The sequence below is a fragment of the Azonexus sp. IMCC34842 genome (assembly GCF_050368855.1).
GTDB lineage: Bacteria > Pseudomonadota > Gammaproteobacteria > Burkholderiales > Rhodocyclaceae > Azonexus > Azonexus denitrificans_A.
Genome location: NZ_CP178449.1, coordinates 2,184,472 through 2,202,689 on the forward strand (window position 1 = coordinate 2,184,472; position 18,218 = coordinate 2,202,689).

The following is an 18,218-nucleotide window of genomic DNA, read 5'->3' on the forward strand; positions in this document are numbered from 1 at the left end:
ACGGCAGGGAAGCGTCCCCCGCCATCATTTTGGGGATTCGATCTCCATCGCATTGCGCACCTCGCGAACGCCGCGCACCCCACTGGCCAGATCGAGCGCCCGGCGCAACGAATGCTCATCGGGCACCGTACCGCCGACGGTGACTACCCCCGTCCGGGCGTTCACGCGAAACTGCGATCCGACTAGCCCGACATCCGTGCGCAACAAGGTTTCCACCTTGTCGTGCAGGGTCGAATCAAGCACATCACTGGCCGCCCCAAGGGCTGCGATGGTAGGTGGATTGTCGGTGGCAAAGGCAGTCAAGCCCAGACTACCCAGGACGATGGCCAGCACAAGGCCAGCCAGAACAAGACTACGTTTGATCATCGCTTACTCCTAGAAAGATTCAACACAACAGGAGTAACGCGAAGTTCATGCCATGATTACTTATAAACAATTAATCAATTACTTACAAAATAAACGAAAATCAAGAATGGTGATTCAGTCGCCGGCTGACGACATTGATTGGTCCATCCGGGCAACCACAAGGGCTCGACGAGGCCTCCAGCCATCAGCGTTCGGCGACAGCGTCGCCATCGCTGCGGAACATTGCCGGGGTCAGGTCGTGTTTTTGCAGCAGCCGATAGAACTCGGTACGGTTGCGGTCGGCAATCCGGGCTGCATCGGCGACGCTGCCATCGGTCAGCTTGAGAAGTTGAACCAGATAGTTGCGCTCGAAACGCTGTTTCGCGTCGGCATAGCTTAACGCCTCCATGGCCGGAACCCGCAGGGCGCGCTGCGCCAGCGAGAGCGGAATGAGCGGTGTCGATGTCAGGGCGCAGCTTTGCTCGACGACGTTGTAGAGCTGCCGCACGTTGCCCGGCCAAGCTGCGGTAGCCAGTGCCTCGAGCGCGTCCGGGGCAAAGCCGGTAATCGACTTGCCATACTTGGCGGCAATGAGATGGACGAAATGAGCGGCCAGCAACGGGATGTCTTCGCGCCGCTCTTCCAGGCGTGGCAGCGTCAATGACACAACGTCGAGCCGGTAATACAGGTCTTCCCGGAACTGTCCCTGCGCCATTGCGGCATCAAGATCGCGATGCGTCGCCGAAAGCAGACGGACATCGACAGGCTCGGAATGCGTCGCCCCGACCGGACGAACGACACGCTCCTGGAGAACGCGCAGCAACTTGACCTGCAGCGAGAGCGGCATGTCACCGATCTCATCGAGAAACAGTGTCCCGCCATTGGCCGCTTGAATCAGCCCGACACGGCTGTTGCCGGCGCCGGTGAAGGCCCCTTTGACGTGTCCGAATAGTTCGGACTCCAACAACTGTTCGGGAATGGCGCCGCAATTGATGGCGATGAAAGGTCCCTTGCCACGCGGACTGGCGCGGTGGATTGCCCGGGCCAGGACCTCCTTGCCGGTCCCGCTCTCGCCACGGATCAGCACACTGGCCTCGGAAGCAGCGACCATCCGCGCCTCAGCCATCAGCTCCGCCATCTGACTGCTACGAAAAACGATGCCGTCCTGCCAATCCTCGGAACGACCACCGCCTCCACTGCCGACGGACGCATCGACCGGCAGGGCGGGCGCCGACAACTGCAGCGCCTGGTCGATTTTTCCGAGCAGTATCTGACTATCAAAAGGTTTGGTCAGATAGCCGAAAACCCCGCGCGAAGTGGCATCGACCGCGTCCGGAATCGAGCCGTGGGCGGTCAGCAGGATGACCGGCAAGCTAGGACGCGTCGCCCGGATTTCCTCATACAGCGCCAGACCGTCACGGCCCGGCAAACGAACATCGCTGATCACGATACGCGGCGGATCAACCGCCAGGCGGGCCAAGGCCTCCTCGGCCGAACCCGCTCCCGATACCCGAAAGCCACGGGCCCGCAGACGCATCGAGAGCAGGCGGAGAATATCCTCGTCATCATCGACGACCAGAATATGGGCGCCAGCCATTTCCGATTCCGCCTTCACCGGACAGCTCCTGCCGACCGGCCGGAGCGCGAACGCGCCGGCAAGGTGCGTTCGATATCGGCCAGGCCATCGAGCTTTTCCTGCAACTCGGCCGCCTTGCGCTGGCTCTCCTTGAACTGCAGAGCCTGACGCTCAGCCTGCCCCTCCAGTTTCTGGCGCTCGCTGTAATTGTCGGCCAGCAGGCGGGCCAGCGGCTGCAAACCGATGGCCGCCGGATCGCTAGATTTCAACAGGTGATCGAGCAAGCCGAGCGATTTGCCAAGATCCTGCGGGGCCCGGGGGTGACCAAACAGCATAGCCATCCTGAGCTGGGTATTGGGATTCGGCGGCAGCGCCGCCAGCACCATGCGCTCCCGCGCCAGTTCGGCTGGCGTCATGCGGGAAAGCAACTGGTAATAGGCAAGAACGGGAAGTGGCCCCGGCTCATCGAAACGGAGCGGGCGCGGTGCCGGAGGACTAACGGCGCACGCGGCCAGCGAGAGGCACAAGACAAGCGCTGAAATGCTCGGCCACCATGCTGAATGGTCGCGCCAGAAATTACTGTTCATCAGGTAGTTCCACACAAAAATGAGCGCCTTTCTCGGCGGGAAGCAATGAGACCTTGCCGCCCATCGCACGGACGAGGTCGCGAACGATGGAAAGCCCTACCCCGCTCCCCTGACGTTGTGCCGGCGCCTGCCGCTGCCCCTGAACGAAGGGATCAAAAATTCGCAGCCGGTCCTCGCTGGCAACACCGGGCCCCTGATCGATGCATTCAAAATGCAGGCAGGCATCGGAGCGGGTAACCACGAGTCGGACCTCGCCACCTTCGGGACTGAAATCGATTGCATTCGACAGCAGATTATCAAGTACGACGGCCATTTTTTCGGCGTCGAGCATTACGTTATCCAGCTTTAGCGCTTCGACCAGTACCTTCAAATGCCGCGATTGAGCATGAAAGTCCCGACGTTGCACGACACTGGCCATGAATTTCGGCAAGTCGACACGCGCCAGGCGAAGCCGACGCGCCTCGAATGCTGCGGCATTGAGGCTGAGCAGGCTCTCGATTTGTTGCTGCAAGCTGACGACATTGTGCTGAAGAATATCGACGACCTCGCGCTGATTGTCGGCCAATGGCCCTGGCACTTCTTCCCGAAGCAGCGCAACCCCTTCCTTCAGAGCAGTGAGCGGTGTTTTCAGCTCGTGCGAGACATGCCGCAAGGTCCTTTCGCGGTCCGTTTCCAGTTCGGACAAGCGCTGCCTGAGCCAGTCAAGGCGTACGCCGAGCTGCCGGAGGTCAGCCGGCCCGCCGACGGTAATGGTCTCATTGAAGCGATTGGCGCCAAGCCGGATGATCGCCTGCTCCAGTTGCCGGACCGGCCGGACCAGCCACCAGCCCATGACCAGCGCGACCAGAAAGGCGCCGGCCAGGGCAAGCGCAATCTGCCCCCCGAGATGCAGGCGGTTCGCTTCCAGATCTTCGAGAAGGCGGGTTTTCTCGGCCTCTATCCAGCGCTGCCCGGCCTGTTTCAGCAATCCATTCAGCTCAACCAGACGGCCCAGCAAAGGCGCCAGCTCGCCCTTGCTTATCCTTTTCTCGAGCCCGCCCTTCAGCGCTTCGGAAACCATCCGCCAACCGCCGAGCAAAGGCGACAGAGGTTCTGCCGCCAAGGTATCCAGACGGTCGACGAGAGCAAGAGAGAGCGCCAGATGTTCATCAAAGCGCTGGCGAAAAACCGGGTCGTCAAGCACCAGATATTGGCGGGCGCTCCGCTCGATATCGATGGTGCGCTCTGCCAGCTCCTGAATTGCCGCAGTCAACTGGATCGCCTGCTCGCTGCTTGTTCGACTCTGCTCGACCAGACGCTCGACGACCAGCCAACTTCGCAACGCAGCGCCGCCCAGGAGCAGAACGATGACGGCAAAGCCGATCAGCATGCCCAAACGAAATGAAATTCGGTTCATCCCTGAAGGTTTTCCTGAAAACTGAAGTGTACACCGCAGCGGCGCCTTCTCGACGAGTAACGCCGGCACAGAAAATCATCACCACAGAGCTGTACAACTCAAACTTAACATTATTAAATCAATGGCTTATAAAACATGTCGCCAAATTGCGACAAGCTGCAGCCACAGCCTATCCGACTTTCCGGGAAAAGCGAAAAATACCTGTCGCCAAACAGCGACACATACCCTGCCAAATCAAAGAACCCAAATTAGATAACTTATGCAACGATATGTTTTATATGGAAATAATCTTCATGGCACGGTTATCGCATTTGACCCTCGACGATTCATCATGCCAACCACTTCAGCGAGGAATTTCATGTTCAACAAACCCAGCCTAGGCAATCGTAACGACCTGATCACCCGCAAGGATGTCAGTTCCGTGCTCGGCAACAACACGGTGGTTAACAATGCGGACCTCACCACGAAGAATGCGCTCGAAGCCGCTACCAAGCAGCCAACTCCTGTCAGCAAAGCACCGCAGGCCGAGCCGGCCGGCAATCCTGAAAACGTCATGGGAGCCCGCCTGATCGTCGGTCCCGACGTCAAACTGAAAGGGGCGGAAATTCTTGATTGCGATACGCTGGTCGTCGAAGGTCGCGTCGAAGCAACCATGGATAGCCGCGTCATCCGGATTGCCGACCAAGGCTCGTTTGCCGGAAAAGTCAGCATCGATATCGCCGAGATTCACGGCGCCTTCGAAGGCGAGCTGACCGCCCGCTCCCAACTGATCATTCACGCCACCGGCCGGGTCAGCGGCAAGATCCGTTACGGCAAGCTGGTTATCGACGAAGGCGGCGAACTATGCGGCGACATCAACGCGATCTCGGCAGAAAATCGCACCCCGCCTCGCCCAGTCAGTGACTTTGTACCAACCCTCAATGCAGTTGCTGGTTGAATCAACTCACCTCCCGACATAGAATCCGTGCCATGCAAAGTGCATCACTCCATTACACCGCCGGCAAGCAGCCTCCCGTTATAGCGACATTGTCGTCAACGGTGCGGCTACGCTCGGCGGGACTGGTTGTTCGCCGAGTCAGCAGCACCGAAGAAAGACTTGCCTCTGACCAACTCGTTCGCCGCATGTATGCCTGGCGCGGCTATCGTGCCGAACCGCCGGCGCCATCGCCGGGCCACACCGACCGGATCACGCTTGCTGCCTGGCAGGATGACGAACTGGCTGCAACCCTAACCCTGTCGCGCGACAACGGCTCGGAGCTTCTTTGCGAAACGCTGTACAAGGACGAAATTGCCGCGCTGCGCGCAAAGCAGCTGCGGATTTGCGAATACTCCCGGCTGGCTACCGATCCGGAATTCAGTTCGCCGGCCCTTCTGCAGAAACTTTTCCACACTGCGTACTTGCTGTCACGTTCGCACTTCGACGCGAGCGATGCGGTCGTCGAAGTCAATCCGCGGCATAGCCGCTACTACCAGCGCGAATGGGGCTTCTCGCGCATCGGGCCATTGCGTATTTGCCCGAGAGTGGAAGCGCCGGCCATCCTGCTTCATCGCAACCTGCAGCACACGATTCCCGAATCATTCGCCACCGCAAAGGCTGCCTGAACCGGCTGTAGCCGGACAAATTGCCACACCATCGCAGAATGGTGTTCGGGCAGCGCCTTCTTGGGTAAACTGGCGGTCTCTCAACGCCCCCAGACGGACCCATGGCCCAATATGTAATGTCGATGCTGCGCGTCAGCAAGATCGTGCCGCCCAAGCGGCAGATCATCAAGGATATTTCCCTTTCCTTTTTCCCGGGTGCCAAGATCGGCCTGCTCGGCCTGAATGGCTCCGGCAAGTCGACCGTCCTGAAGATCATGGCCGGCGTGGACAAGGAATACGACGGCGAAGTCCAGCACCTGGCTGGTGTCTCGATCGGCTACCTGCCGCAGGAACCGCAGCTCGACCCAGCCAAGACCGTCAAGGAAGAAGTCGAATCGGCCCTCGGCGAAGTCATGCAGGCCCAGGCCAAGCTGGACGAGGTCTATGCTGCCTACGCCGACCCGGAAGCCGATTTCGACAAACTGGCCGAAGAACAGGCCCGGCTGGAAGCGATCATCGCTACCGCTGGCGCCGACACCGGCAACCAGATGGAACTGGCCGCCGACGCGCTGCGCCTGCCGCCATGGGAGGCCGTGATCGGCAACCTGTCGGGCGGTGAAAAGCGCCGCGTCGCGCTGTGCAAGCTGCTGCTTGCCAAGCCGGACATGCTGCTGCTCGACGAGCCGACCAACCACCTCGACGCCGAATCGGTCGAATGGCTGGAACAGTTCCTCGTCCGCTTCCCCGGCACCGTCGTCGCCGTCACCCACGACCGCTACTTCCTCGACAATGCTGCCGAGTGGATTCTCGAACTCGACCGTGGTCACGGCATCCCGTACAAGGGCAACTACTCGTCCTGGCTGGAGCAGAAGGAAGCCCGCCTGGAAACCGAAAACAAGCAGATCGACGCCCACATGAAGGCGATGAAGCAGGAACTGGAATGGGTGCGCTCGAATCCGAAGGCGCGCCAGGCCAAGTCCAAGTCGCGTCTGGCCCGTTTCGAGGAACTGTCGAGCCAGGAATACCAGAAGCGCAACGAGACGCAGGAAATCTTCATCCCGGTCGGCGAGCGTCTGGGCGGCAAGGTCATCGAGTTCACCGGCGTCACCAAGACCTTCGGCGACAAGCTGCTGATGGACAACGTCAGCTTCACGATCCCGGCCGGCGCCATCGTCGGCATCATCGGCCCGAACGGCGCCGGTAAATCGACGCTGTTCAAGATGATCACCGGCCAGCAGCAGCCGGATGCCGGCGAAGTCATCATCGGCCCGACGGTCAAGATGGCTTACGTCGATCAGTCGCGCGACTGCCTCGACGGCAACAAGACGGTGTTCGACGAACTGGCCCAGGGCAGCGACATTCTGCAGATCGGCAAGTTTGAAATGCCGAGCCGCGCCTATATCGGCCGCTTCAACTTCAAGGGTGGCGATCAAGGCAAGCTGGTCGGCAATCTGTCCGGCGGCGAACGCGGCCGGCTGCACCTGGCCAAGACGCTGATGACCGGCGGCAACGTCCTGCTGCTCGACGAACCGTCGAACGACCTCGACGTCGAAACTCTGCGCGCCCTGGAAGATGCGCTGCTCGAATTCCCCGGCTGTGCGATGGTCATTTCGCACGACCGCTGGTTCCTCGATCGCATCTGTACCCACATCCTGGCCGCCGAAGGCGATTCGCAGTGGAACTTCTTCGAAGGCAACTTCCAGGAATACGAGGAAGACAAGAAGAAGCGCCTGGGCGAAGAAGGTGCCAAGCCGAAGCGCATTCGCTACAAGCCGATTACCCGCTAAAGCTATGCAAAACGGGCGCCATTTGGCGCCCGTTCTTTCTTGTGCCCCGCTGTAGCGCGAGGCGCGGTAAACCTTTTAGTGCTTCAGGTTGGCGGAAAAGACTGCCTTGGTCTTTTCAGAAAACTGGAATTCGTTGAAAGTGCGATCGATCTCGGCTTCGTTGCCACCGGCGGAATGATCTTCGAAACTGATACCGATGGTTTTGCCATTGGCAGCCAGTGTCTGGAAGGCATAACGCCAGCGTTGAGCTTCAGCTAGCCGCTCGCGCAGTTCGATTTCGTTGGAAATCGTGATGCCGGCTTTCTTCAGGGAATCCAGGAATTGTTCGAAAGACTCTGTGCTCAGACTGCCCATTTATTTCTCCGTTTGAAGTGCGGTGTTGGATCACCATGAGCCTAATAACGAGGGGATTTCAATTCGGTTGACACGAAAGTCATAGAAGTTTGAATGCGATAATCACACCCCATGAAAAAGCAAAACATTCCCGCCGAGATTCCGGAAATCCGTCCCGGGCAGTCGATAGAACTGCTCAAGGAACTGCACATCCTGACCCGCGACGGCAAACTCAATCAGGACACCCGCCGCAAGCTGAAGCAGGTGTATCACCTGGTCCAGTTCATCGAACCACTGCTGGCGGAAGCCGAGACACTGGTCGACCATGGCGCCGGCAAGTCCTATCTCGGTTTCATCCTCTACGATCTGTGTATCAAGAATCGGGCCATCGGTGAAATCATCGGCATCGAAAGCCGTCCGGAGCTCGTCGACAAATCCCGCGAACTGGCCGCCCGGCTTGGCTTTGAGCGCATGCGCTTCCTCGCCTGCACGGTCGAGGATTCGCTGACCTCGGCCGAGCTACCGGACCGGGTCGATGTCGTCACCGCACTACACGCCTGCAACACGGCGACCGACGACGCGATCCGTTTTGCGCTGACCAAGGAAGCTCGGCATGTCGTCCTCGTCCCTTGCTGCCAGGCCGAAGTCGCCGCTGCGATGCGGGCGGGAAAGAACGATGCGCTGGCCCAAAAACCGCTGTCTGAACTTTGGCGACACCCGATCCATACCCGCGAGCTGGGCAGCCATCTGACCAACGTGCTGCGCTGCCTTCTGCTCGAGTCGCACGGTTACGACGTGACGGTCACCGAACTGGTCGGCTGGGAGCACTCGATGAAGAACGAGCTGATCATCGCCTCGAAGGCAGCCGCCAAGAAGGGACGTCAGACGATCGCCCGCGAGCGGGCCGAAGCCATCCTGCGCGAGTTCAATATCGAGGAACTTGCGGCGCGCTTCACCTACTAAGTCACCCATGACCCGCATCCAACACCCGCTCGAACTGCTCGCTCCGGCCAAGAACGCCGATTTCGGCATTGAAGCCATCAAGCACGGCGCCGACGCCGTCTATATCGGCGGCCCGGCTTTCGGCGCCCGCTACGGCGCCGGCAATACGCTCGCCGACATCGAACGCCTGTGCGCCTTCGCCCACCGCTACCACGCCAAGGTGTTCGTCGCCCTGAACACCATCCTGCGCGACGACGAGCTGGAAGAAGCCCGCCAGCTCGCCTGGCAGATTTACCAGGCCGGCGCCGATGCCCTGATCATCCAGGACATGGGCCTGCTGGAACTGGATCTGCCGCCGATCCAGCTGCACGCCAGCACGCAAACCGACAACCGCAACCCGGCCAAGGTCCGCTTCCTGCAGGATGCCGGTTTCTCGCAGGTGGTGCTGGCCCGCGAACTATCACTGAAGGAAGTGGCCGAAATCGCCGCGCAGAGCACCGTTACACTCGAGTATTTCGTCCATGGGGCGCTCTGTGTCGCCTACAGCGGACAGTGCTTCATCAGCCACGCCCATACCGGACGCAGCGCCAATCGCGGCGAATGCTCGCAGGCCTGCCGCCTGCCTTACACGCTGATCGACGACAAGGGCAAGACGATCACCGAGAACCAGCACCTGCTGTCGATGAAGGACAACAACCAGAGCGCCAACATCCTGGCGCTGGCCCAGGCCGGGGTCAGTTCGTTCAAGATCGAAGGGCGCCTGAAAGACCTCAGCTACGTCAAGAACATCACCGCCCACTATCGCTCGCTGCTCGACGCCGTCATCGCCCAACACCCGGAATTCCGCCGCGCTTCCTCGGGACGCAGCGCCTACACCTTCACCCCCCAGCCGGAAAAGACCTACAACCGCGGCTACACCGATTATTTTGCCAATGACCGGCAGGATGACATCGGCGCCTTCGACTCGCCGAGTTTTGTCGGCGAACCGATTGGCGAAGTCGTCGCGATCGGCCCCGGCCATTTCACCGTCAAGGCCGAGATCGATTTCAACAACGGCGATGGCGTCTGCTTCTACGATGCCCATGGCGAGGTCGTCGGCGTACGGATCAATCGCGTCGAAGGCAACAAGCTCTTCCCGGTCGACGTCCCGGCCGAGCTGACCGAAGGCGCGACCTTGTTCCGCAATCGTGACCAGCATTTCGAACGGGCCCTGGAAAAGGAATCGGCCGAGCGCCACGTCTCGGTGCAGCCGGTGTTTGCCGAAACGGCCGACGGTTTTGCGCTGACCCTGAGCGACGAAGATGGCATCAGCGTCACGGTAGACCTGCCACACGCCAAGGAAGCTGCCAAGAACGCCGAACGCGCCGTCGCCGGGCTGAGCGAACAACTAGCCAAGTTCGGCAACACGATGTTCGTCGCCGCGGCGCCCGAACTGCGGTTGTCGCAAGCCTGGTTCCTGCCCACCGGGGCGATCAACGCGCTGCGCCGGGAAGCCACCGAGCAGCTCGAAGCGGCCCGTCTGGCCGCCCACCCGCGGCCGCCGCGTGCCACGCCGGCCGCCGAACCCGTGCCCTACCCGCAGGACGAACTGACTTACCTCGGCAACGTCTTCAACGCCAAGGCCCGCCAGTTTTACGAGAAACACGGCGTCAAGCTGATTGCCGATGCCTACGAGGCCAACCAGGAAAAAGGCATGGTCTCGCTGATGATCACCCGCCACTGCCTGCGTTACAGTTTCAATCTCTGCCCGAAGGAAGTGAAGCACCTCAAGCCCGACCCGATGACCCTGGTCAACGGCAACGAAAAACTGATCCTGAAATTCGACTGCAAGGCCTGCGAGATGCACGTTATCGGCAAGATGAAGAAGGGCGTCAAACTCAACCTCGGCACCATCCGCCCGGCATGAATCCGCCGTCCCACTGCCCGTCCTGCCGGCAGCCGATGGTGCAAAAAATGTTCGCGCGCCAGTTGTACGGCGAAGTCGAGCTCGACTTCTGCTTCGCCTGCCAGGGCATCTGGTTCGACAACTTCGAGAGTGTGCAGATCACGCCCGGCAGCATCATCGAGCTGTTCAAGCTGATCCACCAGCACCGCGACGAGCCGCGCCTACCGCTCAGTGAGCCGTTGCATTGCCCGCGCTGCAACGAACGCCTGCTGCACGGCCTGGATGTCGCCAAGCATGGCGGCCAGTTCAACTACCACCGCTGCCTGCAGAAGCACGGCCGGTTCACTACCTTTGCCCAGTTCATGATCGAAAAGGGCTTCGTCCGCCAGTTGACCGTCGCGGAAATCGACGAACTGGCGAGCCGGGTTGGCATCGTGCGTTGCAACGGTTGCGGTGCGCCGATCGATATCCGCAAGGAGCACGCCTGCAGCCATTGCCGGGCGCCGATCAGCATTCTCGATCCGCAGGCGGTCGAGCAGGCGCTGGCGCGCTACCAGCAGGCCGACAGCAAGCTCAGCGCGCCGCCCGATTACGAACTGCTCGCTGACGCCATCGTCATACGCGAACGGGAACGCAGCCGGCAGCTGCGGGAAAAACAGAAAAACGGCGACAGCTTCGACGGCGCGGAGATCGTCGATCTGGTCAGCGCCGGAGTCGAACTCGTTTCCAACCTTTTCCGCCGCTGATCGACCAGGCCGCCTAGGCTTGGCCGCAGGCCGCCGCGATAATCCGCTCCGTCTTGGCCTCATCCAGCCCGGCATGGCCGCCAAGTGCCGCGTTGCCATGCTCGCGCACGGCCTGCATGACGCGGCTCGCTGCATCGGAATCATCGACACCGGCTTCGGTAAGCCGCAAGGGCATGTTCAGGCTGAGATAGAAGGCTTCGATGGCGACAATGGTCTGTTCGGCAGTCGGCGCCGTCAGGCGGAAGACTTCGCGCCCCATCTGCTCGAGCTTGGCGCGCTTGGCCTCGATCAATTCGCGCAGCAGCCAGGGCTGGATGATCGCCAGGGTGCGACCGTGATCGATGCCGTAGAGCGCAGTCAGCTCGACGGCCAGGCGATGCGTTGCCCAGTCGGCCGGCACGCCGACCCCGATGATGCCGCATAGGGCCTGGTTGGCGGCCCACATCAGGTTCTGCCGCCAGTCGGTGGTGTGGCGCTGGTCGAAGGTATCGGCCAGCGTTTTCAGCGCCCGTAGCACGGCCTCGGCGTAGCCGTCCTGGACCAGGGCGCCGACCGGGTAGGTCAAATACTGTTCGCAGACATGCACGAAGGCATCGACGACGCCGTTTTCCAGTTGCCGATCCGGCAGGCTGGCCATCACGTCGGGATTGAGGATGGCGAAACGAGGCCGGGCCGGCGGCACGTAAAACACCCTTTTTTGCAGCGTCGACCGGCGGGTGAGGACGGCGCCGGCATTCGATTCTGAACCGGTGGCCGGCAAGGTCAGCACGATGCCGACCGGCAGCGCTTCCTGCGGCACGAACTTGCCGCTGACGATGTCCCAGCCATCGCCGTCGTAAAGCGTCGCACAGGCGATGAACTTGGCGCCGTCGGCGACCGAACCGCCACCGACGCCAAGGATGAAAGTAATTTTCTCTCGAACCGCGAGGTCGACCGCTTGGCTCAGGGTTTCCAGGGTCGGATTCGGTTCGACGCCGGCAAACTCGATGACCTGACGCCCGGCCAGCGCCGCGCAGACCTCGGCATGAATGCCGTTCTTCTTGATCGAACCGCCGCCGTAGAGCAACAGGACCTTGGCATCGCGCGGAATCAGGCCGCCGAGCTTGGCAAAGCTGTTGGGCCCGAAATGGATCTGGGTCGGATTGTGGTAGCTGAAATCGAAGGACGGGTTCATCGCGTAAGCCTCAAGGTGGACCGAGCGCAGATTCTGCCTCGCCAGTGCCATTTTTGGGGTACTACGCGAACAAAAACCCGTTGGTCCTAACCTAAGCTCCTAGCGCTCGGCAGGTGCTTGCCAGATCTCCGGTGCCAGTTCGACCTGTTTGCTGTCAGTCCCGATCCAGACCGTGCCATCCTGGATCGTACATTGCAGGCGCATGTTGCGCTCGGCGAGAGCGGCCAGCGCCGCCGACTGTTCCGGCGGCAGGGCAAGCACGGTCAGGTTCTTCTGGCCGGCCAGCTTGTCGGCCGCCTGCTGCCACCAGATCTCCGCCTGACGCCCGCCATAGGCGAGTATGACAACGTGCCGGGCCCGCCCGCAGGCGCGGCGGATATTACGTTCGTCGGGCAGGCCGACGTCAATCCAGCGTTCGATGCAGCCGGTCAGGTCGGTATCGGCCAGATCGGCCTCGTCTTCCGCCGACAACCCGCGCCCGAAGGCGAGGCTCTCGCTGGCGAACAGCGCGAAGGCAAGCAGGCGGATCATCATGCGCTGGTCAGTTTCCGAAGGATGGCGCGCCAAAGTCAGCGAATAGTCGCCAAAATGCGAACGATCAAGATCGGCCAGTTGCAGTTCTGCCTTGAAGATAGTCGATTTGAGCGCCATGCCGGTTCCCGGAAAAAGCGCGGATTATCCCACGCAGGGCGCGAACCGTAGGACCGGAATGCGGTCTCAGTCCATGAACGGCTAACTGCTCGGCCAAGGCAAAAATGGGCGAGCAGGGTCGGGGAAACCTATAATCAGCGTTTTCTTATTTTCGGATTCACCATGCACCGCCTGCTTCTTGCCTGCACCCTCGCACTCTTCTCCTTGGTCGCCCGGGCCGAGGTCATCGACATCGACAATGCCGAACTGCAACGGCTGCTCAAGGCCGGCACGCCGCTCATCGACATCCGCACCCAGCCGGAATGGGAAGAAACCGGCATCGTCGCCGGCAGCAAACTGCTCACTTTCTTCGACGAACGCGGCCGCGCCGACCCTGCCGGCTGGCTCGACAAGGCAAAGCAGATTGCCAAGCCGAACGAGCCGGTCATCGTCATCTGTCGCAGCGGCAACCGGACCAAGGCGGTCAGCCAGTTCCTGTCGCAACAGGCCGGTTACGCCAAGGTCTATAACGTCAAGAGCGGGATCAAGAGCTGGGTTGCCAGTGGTGCCCCGGTGCTTCCGGCAACCGAAAGCATCGCGGCTTGCCGCTCGGCGAAAACTTGCTGAGTCAAGCCGTCGACCGCCAGCGCTGCGCCAGTTGTGCCTGCTGGCAAGGCGCGCGCCAGCCCGGCGCACAACCGGGCACGGTCGATATCGAAGCGGAAACCGTCAGCGGCCTTTGTCTTGACGGCGGCTGGCACGACTCCGAGCGGCGCGCCCGCTCGGCCTGCGGGCACTGGCGCATCTGGCCGGCCCTCGACAAACCGGACGGGGCCGGCAAGCTCCGGTAGAATGCCCGGCTTCTCGGCTTTCCGGCAGCACTGACTGCACTGATGGCTGCAAATCACCGGAAATCACCATGCCCGAAGCAACCCTTACCTCTTTGCTCGAAGCGGCCTTCACCGCCCGCCAGCCGCTCATCGAACGCCTGCAAGCCGAAGACACCAATGGCTACCGGCTGTTCAACGGCAGCACGGAAGGCCGCCCCGGCCTGACTATCGACCGTTACGGCGACCTGCTGCTGACCCAGACTTTCCACGAAGCGATTGATGGCCACGATCGTGTCGAAATTGAGAATTTCTACGCCACCGCACTGCCCGGCTTGGTTGCCGTCTATAGCGACCGCAGCCACGCCAACTCGCGCATCTGCAATCCGCTGCCGGCCGAGGTGCTGGTCGAAGCCCACAAGCCGCGTGAATTTCACGAAATGGGTGTCCGTTACCTGGTCCAGGCCCGCCACGCCGGGCAGGATCCGTGGCTCTTCCTCGACATGCGCGCCGGGCGGCGACGGATCATGCAGGAAGCCGCCGGCAAATCGGTGCTCAACCTGTTTGCCTATACCTGCGGTGCCGGCGTGGTGGCGGCCAAGGCAGGTGCCACGCATGTCGTGAACGTCGATTTTTCCGAATCCAACATCAAGGTCGGCAAGGACAATGCCCGGCTCAACGACCTGCCGATCCGCCTGCGTTTCGTGCAGAGCGATGCCTTTGCCGCAATGCGCCAACTGGCCGGCCTCGGCCAGGCGGCGATGGTGCGCGGCAAGAAAATGCCGGCTTTCCCGAAACTCCAGCCGCACGCCTTCGATCTGGTGTTCCTCGACCCGCCGCGCTACGCCAAAAGCGCCTTCGGGGTGGTCGACATCATCAACGACTACGCGGCGCTGATGAAGCTGGCGCTGCAATGCACGGTCGAAGGCGGCACGCTGATCTGCTGCAACAACGCCGCACAAATCTCGCGCGAGGTCTGGGCCGATCAACTGCAACGCTGCGCGACCAAAGCCGGCCGGACCATCCGCGAACTGGAATGGATCACGCCGGAAGAAGATTTCCCCAGCCACGACGGCCAGCCGCCGCTGAAGATTGCCCTGCTGCGGGTTTAAGGAACGGCCGGCCGAGGCCGGCCAAGGCCTTACTCGGCGAGCTGGCCCATATCCTTGAGCACTTCATGCGCCGAACGGAAGGCGTCGATAGCCAAGGGCATGCCGCAGTAAATGGCGGCATGCAGCAGCACTTCCTGGATTTCCTGCGGCGTCGCCCCGTTGTTGATCGCGCCGCGCACGTGGCCCTTGATCTCGTGGGCCCGGCCGAGTGCCGTCAGCATCGACAGCGTCAGCAGGCTGCGCGTCTTCAGATCAAGGCCTTCACGGCACCAGGTGGTGCCCCAGGCATTGCGGGTGACGAACTCCTGCAAGGGCGCGGTGAAGGCATCGACATTGGCGAAAGCCTGGTCGACAAAAGCCTCGCCCATCACCTGCTTGCGCATCCGCAGGCCCTGCTCGAATTGCTCGTCCCTGGCCACGTTCAGTCTTCCGGGGTATCGACGACCACTGCCGCCTTGGCCAGTTGCTCGGCCCGAGCTTCGCGCAGTGCCGGCGTTTCCAGGCTGATCCGGCCGATGGCGCCGGTCCGGTAGTCGGTCAGCAGGATGCCGGCCGCTTTTTCCAGATCCAGTTCGCCGCCCCGCCCTTTCATCAGGCAGCCGCGCTTCTTGGCGACGGCCGCGATGACGGCGACGCCATCCAGCCCGTCGGTGGCAAAGCCATAGCGGGCGCTGAGCATGGCCGGGTAGTGCTCGACCAGGAAGTCGGCGAGGAATGTCGCGACTTCTTCATCGATGTAGGCATTGACGCCGACCGCATGGCTGGCCGCCAGCATCAGACCGTCGATTGGATGGGCAATGCGCGGCCAGAGCATGCCCGGCGTGTCGTAGATGGTCAGCCGCGAGCTGATGTCGATGCGCTGCTGGCTCTTGGTCACCGCCGGCTGGTCGCCGACCGCCGCTACCCGCTTCTTGACCAGCGCGTTCATCAGCGTCGATTTGCCGACGTTGGGAATGCCCATGATCATCAGGCGCAGCGGCTTGATGGCATCGCAGCGATGCGGTGCCAGCTTCTGCGCCAGCCCCGGAATGCGCGCCACGTCGCTGGCCTTCTTGCAGGAAATGGCCACCGCCATCACCCCCGGCTGCTTGGCGAAATAGTCGAGCCAGGCCTTGGTCGCCACCGGATCGGCCATGTCGGCCTTGTTCAGCAGCTTCAGGCAGGGGCGCTGACGGAAGGCGCGCAGCTCGTGAATCATCGGATTGCTGCTCGCCTGCGGCAGGCGGGCATCAAGCACCTCGACCACGACGTCGGCCATGGCCAGCGTCTCGCCGGCCTTCTTGCGGGCCTGGGTCATGTGCCCGGGGAACCATTGAATAGACATTGTATTTCCTAATTAACCGCCGGTAACCGGCGGAAAGAAGGCGATCTCGTCGCCCTCCCTGACCGGTGTATCGAGCCCGGCCATATCCTGATTGACAGCGCAGCGCAGATTTTTTGCACTCGCCAGTTTTTCCCGACCGCGGCCGACCAGCCAGTCACGCAAGGCGCCGACGGTAGCGACGCCGGCCGGCAGCTCGACGGATTCGCCGGCCATGCCGAGCGCCTCCTTTAGACTGGCGAAATAGAGAATTTTGACGCTCACGACAGCAACTCCGCGTAGGGCACGAAGCACACGCTGTCACCCTGGTTGATGGCCAGACCCGGCTTGTTGAACACCAGGCCGTCGCCCCAGCACAGCGAGGTGAGGATGCCGGCCCCCTGGTTCGGATAGAGCTCGACGCCGCCCCTGTCGTTCATCCGGGCCCGCAGAAATTCAGCGCGGACATCCGGCCGCAGCCAGGCGAAATCGGCGCGCAGATTGAAGGAGCGCGGCGTGACATCGCTCACCCCCTGCAAACGCAGCACGAAGGGGCGAACCATGATCAGGAAAGTGACGATGGCCGACACCGGATTGCCCGGCAGGCCGATGAACCAGGCCTTGCCGCCGGGCCGGCGGACTTCGCCGAAGGCCAGCGGCTTGCCCGGCTTGATGGCGAGTTTCCACATGTCGATCCGGCCTTCGGCTTCGACTGCCGGTTTGACGTGATCTTCCTCACCGACCGAAACGCCGCCGCTGGTGACGATCAGGTCATTGTCGGCGGCCGCCTTGCGCAGGGCTTCGCGGGTCGATGCCAGATTGTCCGGCACGGTGCCGAGATCGCGCACTTCGCAGCCCAGCCCTTCGAGCAGGGCGCGCAACGCGTAGCGGTTGGAATTGTAGATGGCGCCCGGCGGCAAAGGATCGCCGGGCTGGACCAGTTCGTCGCCGGTAAAGAAGACGCCGACACGGACCCGGCGATAGACCGGCAACTCGGGTAGCCCGGCCGAGGCGGCCAGGGCGATGTCCTGCGGCCGCAGCTTGCTGCCCGGCGTCAGGATGTCGGCCCCGCGGGCGATGTCTTCGCCGGCCCGGCGAATGTTTTCGCCAAGACGCGGCAGATGGTTGATGACGACACCGTTTTCGCCGTGTTCGCAAAGCTCCTGGATGACCACGGCGTCGGCCCCGGCCGGCACCGGGGCGCCGGTGAAGATCCGCGCCGCGGTACCGGGTTGCAGCGTGGTACCGACCGTTCCGGCCGGAATCCGCTGGCTGACCGGCAGGCAGACGCCGGGTGCCGACAGGTCCGCAATCCGCACGGCGTAACCGTCCATCGCCGAATTGTCGAGCGGCGGAACGGCCACGGTGGACTGCTGGGCAGCAGCCAGGACGCGGCCGGCGGCGGCGGTCAGCGGCAGCGAGCGGACCTCTTCGACCGGCAGGGCAGCGGCGAGCAGTTTTTCCAGGGCTTGTTCAAAGGTCAGCATGGGCGTTCCGACAATTGGAGGGTATCGATAATAAAGGTGGCAATCGCCGCCATGTCGTTCAGCGGCAGTTTCGGCAAGGAGGTGACGATGTCGGCATCGGTGGCCAGCGCGACGATATCGCTGCGTTCCGGAAAGAGCGGCGGCTTGCCGTTCTCCGGGCGGTAGACTTCCAGCTTGGGCACCGGTTCCTGCTTGAAGCCTTCGATCAGCACCAGATCGCAGGGCGACAGGTGGCCGATCAGCTCGTCGAGAGTCACCTCGCCTTCGCTGCGGCGTTCGTGCATCAAGGCCCAGCGGTCGTTGCAGGACAACAGCACTTCGTGGGCGCCCGCTTCGCGGTGGCGGTAGGAATCCTTGCCTGGCCGGTCGATGTCGAAGCCGTGGTGGGCATGCTTGATCACCGCGACCTTGATGCCGCGGGCGGTGAGCTGGGGAATCAGTTTTTCCAGCAAAGTCGTCTTGCCGGAGCCGGAATAGCCGGCAATACCAAAAACTTTCATGGCCGGATTT

21 protein-coding genes are annotated in these 18,218 nt (G+C 61.9%); 9 read left to right on the forward strand and 12 right to left on the reverse strand.

The window, feature by feature from the left end; genetic code table 11:
* Positions 1 to 24: 24 nt before the first annotated feature.
* From ACLIKD_RS10345 to ACLIKD_RS10360, 4 genes are all read right to left on the reverse strand, one after another.
* On the reverse strand, positions 25 to 366 hold the full coding sequence (locus ACLIKD_RS10345; protein WP_428828264.1) for a BON domain-containing protein: 342 nt from the start codon (positions 364 to 366) through the stop codon (positions 25 to 27).
* A 184-nt stretch (positions 367 to 550) separates the two neighbouring features.
* Positions 551 to 1,942 carry a sigma 54-interacting transcriptional regulator gene (locus tag ACLIKD_RS10350; RefSeq protein ID WP_428828334.1) on the reverse strand — a complete coding sequence of 464 codons (1,392 nt, stop codon included), beginning with the start codon at positions 1,940 to 1,942 and terminating at the stop codon, positions 551 to 553.
* Between the two features lie 14 nt (positions 1,943 to 1,956).
* Entirely contained in the window at positions 1,957 to 2,508 is a 552-nt protein-coding gene (locus ACLIKD_RS10355; protein ID WP_428828265.1) for a permease, read from the reverse strand.
* Complete coding sequence (locus tag ACLIKD_RS10360) at positions 2,498 to 3,973, reverse strand: HAMP domain-containing sensor histidine kinase (protein WP_428828266.1); 1,476 nt, start codon at positions 3,971 to 3,973, stop codon at positions 2,498 to 2,500. The genes ACLIKD_RS10355 and ACLIKD_RS10360 overlap by 11 nt, the downstream gene beginning before the upstream one ends.
* A gap of 289 nt (positions 3,974 to 4,262) precedes the next feature.
* Here ACLIKD_RS10360 and ACLIKD_RS10365 point away from each other — a divergent pair, with 289 nt between their 5' ends.
* The 3 genes from ACLIKD_RS10365 to ettA all read left to right on the forward strand — a co-directional run bounded on the left by ACLIKD_RS10365 (position 4,263) and on the right by ettA (position 7,272).
* Complete coding sequence (locus tag ACLIKD_RS10365; protein WP_428828267.1) at positions 4,263 to 4,841, forward strand: bactofilin family protein; 579 nt, start codon at positions 4,263 to 4,265, stop codon at positions 4,839 to 4,841.
* A 185-nt stretch (positions 4,842 to 5,026) separates the two neighbouring features.
* A complete protein-coding gene (locus ACLIKD_RS10370) occupies positions 5,027 to 5,506 on the forward strand; it encodes an N-acyl amino acid synthase FeeM domain-containing protein (protein ID WP_428828268.1) in 480 nt (159 codons plus the stop codon).
* 101 nt (positions 5,507 to 5,607) lie between these two features.
* The gene (ettA, locus tag ACLIKD_RS10375) at positions 5,608 to 7,272 is read left to right on the forward strand and encodes an energy-dependent translational throttle protein EttA (RefSeq protein ID WP_428828269.1); all 1,665 of its coding nucleotides are present in this window, start codon (positions 5,608 to 5,610) and stop codon (positions 7,270 to 7,272) included.
* Between the two features lie 75 nt (positions 7,273 to 7,347).
* On the opposite strand, the gene ACLIKD_RS10380 is transcribed toward ettA, so the two are convergent.
* The gene (locus tag ACLIKD_RS10380; RefSeq protein WP_226416091.1) at positions 7,348 to 7,626 is read right to left on the reverse strand and encodes a hypothetical protein; all 279 of its coding nucleotides are present in this window, start codon (positions 7,624 to 7,626) and stop codon (positions 7,348 to 7,350) included.
* A gap of 111 nt (positions 7,627 to 7,737) precedes the next feature.
* Here ACLIKD_RS10380 and ACLIKD_RS10385 point away from each other — a divergent pair, with 111 nt between their 5' ends.
* Genes ACLIKD_RS10385 through ACLIKD_RS10395 form a run of 3 tightly spaced genes read left to right on the forward strand, consistent with a single transcriptional unit; the run spans position 7,738 to position 11,178 of the window.
* Complete coding sequence (locus tag ACLIKD_RS10385; protein WP_428828270.1) at positions 7,738 to 8,568, forward strand: class I SAM-dependent methyltransferase; 831 nt, start codon at positions 7,738 to 7,740, stop codon at positions 8,566 to 8,568.
* A 7-nt stretch (positions 8,569 to 8,575) separates the two neighbouring features.
* Entirely contained in the window at positions 8,576 to 10,453 is a 1,878-nt protein-coding gene (locus ACLIKD_RS10390; RefSeq protein WP_428828271.1) for a peptidase U32 family protein, read from the forward strand.
* Positions 10,450 to 11,178 (forward strand): zf-TFIIB domain-containing protein, encoded by a 729-nt coding sequence (locus ACLIKD_RS10395; protein WP_428828272.1) that lies wholly within the window; start codon positions 10,450 to 10,452, stop codon positions 11,176 to 11,178. Before ACLIKD_RS10390 ends, ACLIKD_RS10395 begins: the two co-directional genes overlap by 4 nt.
* A 13-nt stretch (positions 11,179 to 11,191) precedes the next feature.
* Here ACLIKD_RS10395 and ACLIKD_RS10400 read toward each other — a convergent pair whose 3' ends face one another.
* Complete coding sequence (locus tag ACLIKD_RS10400) at positions 11,192 to 12,352, reverse strand: iron-containing alcohol dehydrogenase (protein ID WP_428828273.1); 1,161 nt, start codon at positions 12,350 to 12,352, stop codon at positions 11,192 to 11,194.
* A gap of 99 nt (positions 12,353 to 12,451) precedes the next feature.
* On the reverse strand, positions 12,452 to 13,003 hold the full coding sequence (locus ACLIKD_RS10405) for a YaeQ family protein (RefSeq protein ID WP_428828274.1): 552 nt from the start codon (positions 13,001 to 13,003) through the stop codon (positions 12,452 to 12,454).
* Between the two features lie 162 nt (positions 13,004 to 13,165).
* On the opposite strand from ACLIKD_RS10405, the gene ACLIKD_RS10410 reads away from it, so the two are divergent.
* The 3 genes from ACLIKD_RS10410 to ACLIKD_RS10420 all read left to right on the forward strand — a co-directional run bounded on the left by ACLIKD_RS10410 (position 13,166) and on the right by ACLIKD_RS10420 (position 14,921).
* Positions 13,166 to 13,609, forward strand: coding sequence for a rhodanese-like domain-containing protein (locus ACLIKD_RS10410; protein WP_428828275.1), 444 nt, complete (start codon positions 13,166 to 13,168; stop codon positions 13,607 to 13,609).
* Positions 13,603 to 13,833: a hypothetical protein gene (locus ACLIKD_RS10415; protein WP_428828276.1), complete on the forward strand. Its 231-nt coding sequence runs from the start codon at positions 13,603 to 13,605 to the stop codon at positions 13,831 to 13,833. The genes ACLIKD_RS10410 and ACLIKD_RS10415 overlap by 7 nt, the downstream gene beginning before the upstream one ends.
* A gap of 68 nt (positions 13,834 to 13,901) precedes the next feature.
* On the forward strand, positions 13,902 to 14,921 hold the full coding sequence (locus ACLIKD_RS10420) for a class I SAM-dependent rRNA methyltransferase (RefSeq protein WP_428828277.1): 1,020 nt from the start codon (positions 13,902 to 13,904) through the stop codon (positions 14,919 to 14,921).
* 29 nt (positions 14,922 to 14,950) lie between these two features.
* Here the strand turns inward: ACLIKD_RS10420 and pcaC are convergent, their stop codons facing one another.
* Genes pcaC through mobB form a run of 5 tightly spaced genes read right to left on the reverse strand, consistent with a single transcriptional unit; the run spans position 14,951 to position 18,208 of the window.
* On the reverse strand, positions 14,951 to 15,340 hold the full coding sequence (pcaC, locus tag ACLIKD_RS10425; protein ID WP_226416099.1) for a 4-carboxymuconolactone decarboxylase: 390 nt from the start codon (positions 15,338 to 15,340) through the stop codon (positions 14,951 to 14,953).
* Between the two features lie 2 nt (positions 15,341 to 15,342).
* Positions 15,343 to 16,245, reverse strand: coding sequence for a ribosome biogenesis GTPase YlqF (gene ylqF, locus ACLIKD_RS10430; protein ID WP_226416100.1), 903 nt, complete (start codon positions 16,243 to 16,245; stop codon positions 15,343 to 15,345).
* A gap of 12 nt (positions 16,246 to 16,257) precedes the next feature.
* A complete protein-coding gene (gene moaD, locus ACLIKD_RS10435) occupies positions 16,258 to 16,506 on the reverse strand; it encodes a molybdopterin converting factor subunit 1 (protein WP_428828278.1) in 249 nt (82 codons plus the stop codon).
* Positions 16,503 to 17,708, reverse strand: coding sequence for a molybdopterin molybdotransferase MoeA (locus tag ACLIKD_RS10440; protein ID WP_428828279.1), 1,206 nt, complete (start codon positions 17,706 to 17,708; stop codon positions 16,503 to 16,505). The genes moaD and ACLIKD_RS10440 overlap by 4 nt, the downstream gene beginning before the upstream one ends.
* Positions 17,702 to 18,208, reverse strand: coding sequence for a molybdopterin-guanine dinucleotide biosynthesis protein B (mobB, locus tag ACLIKD_RS10445; protein ID WP_428828280.1), 507 nt, complete (start codon positions 18,206 to 18,208; stop codon positions 17,702 to 17,704). Before mobB ends, ACLIKD_RS10440 begins: the two co-directional genes overlap by 7 nt.
* Positions 18,209 to 18,218 lie beyond the last annotated feature (10 nt).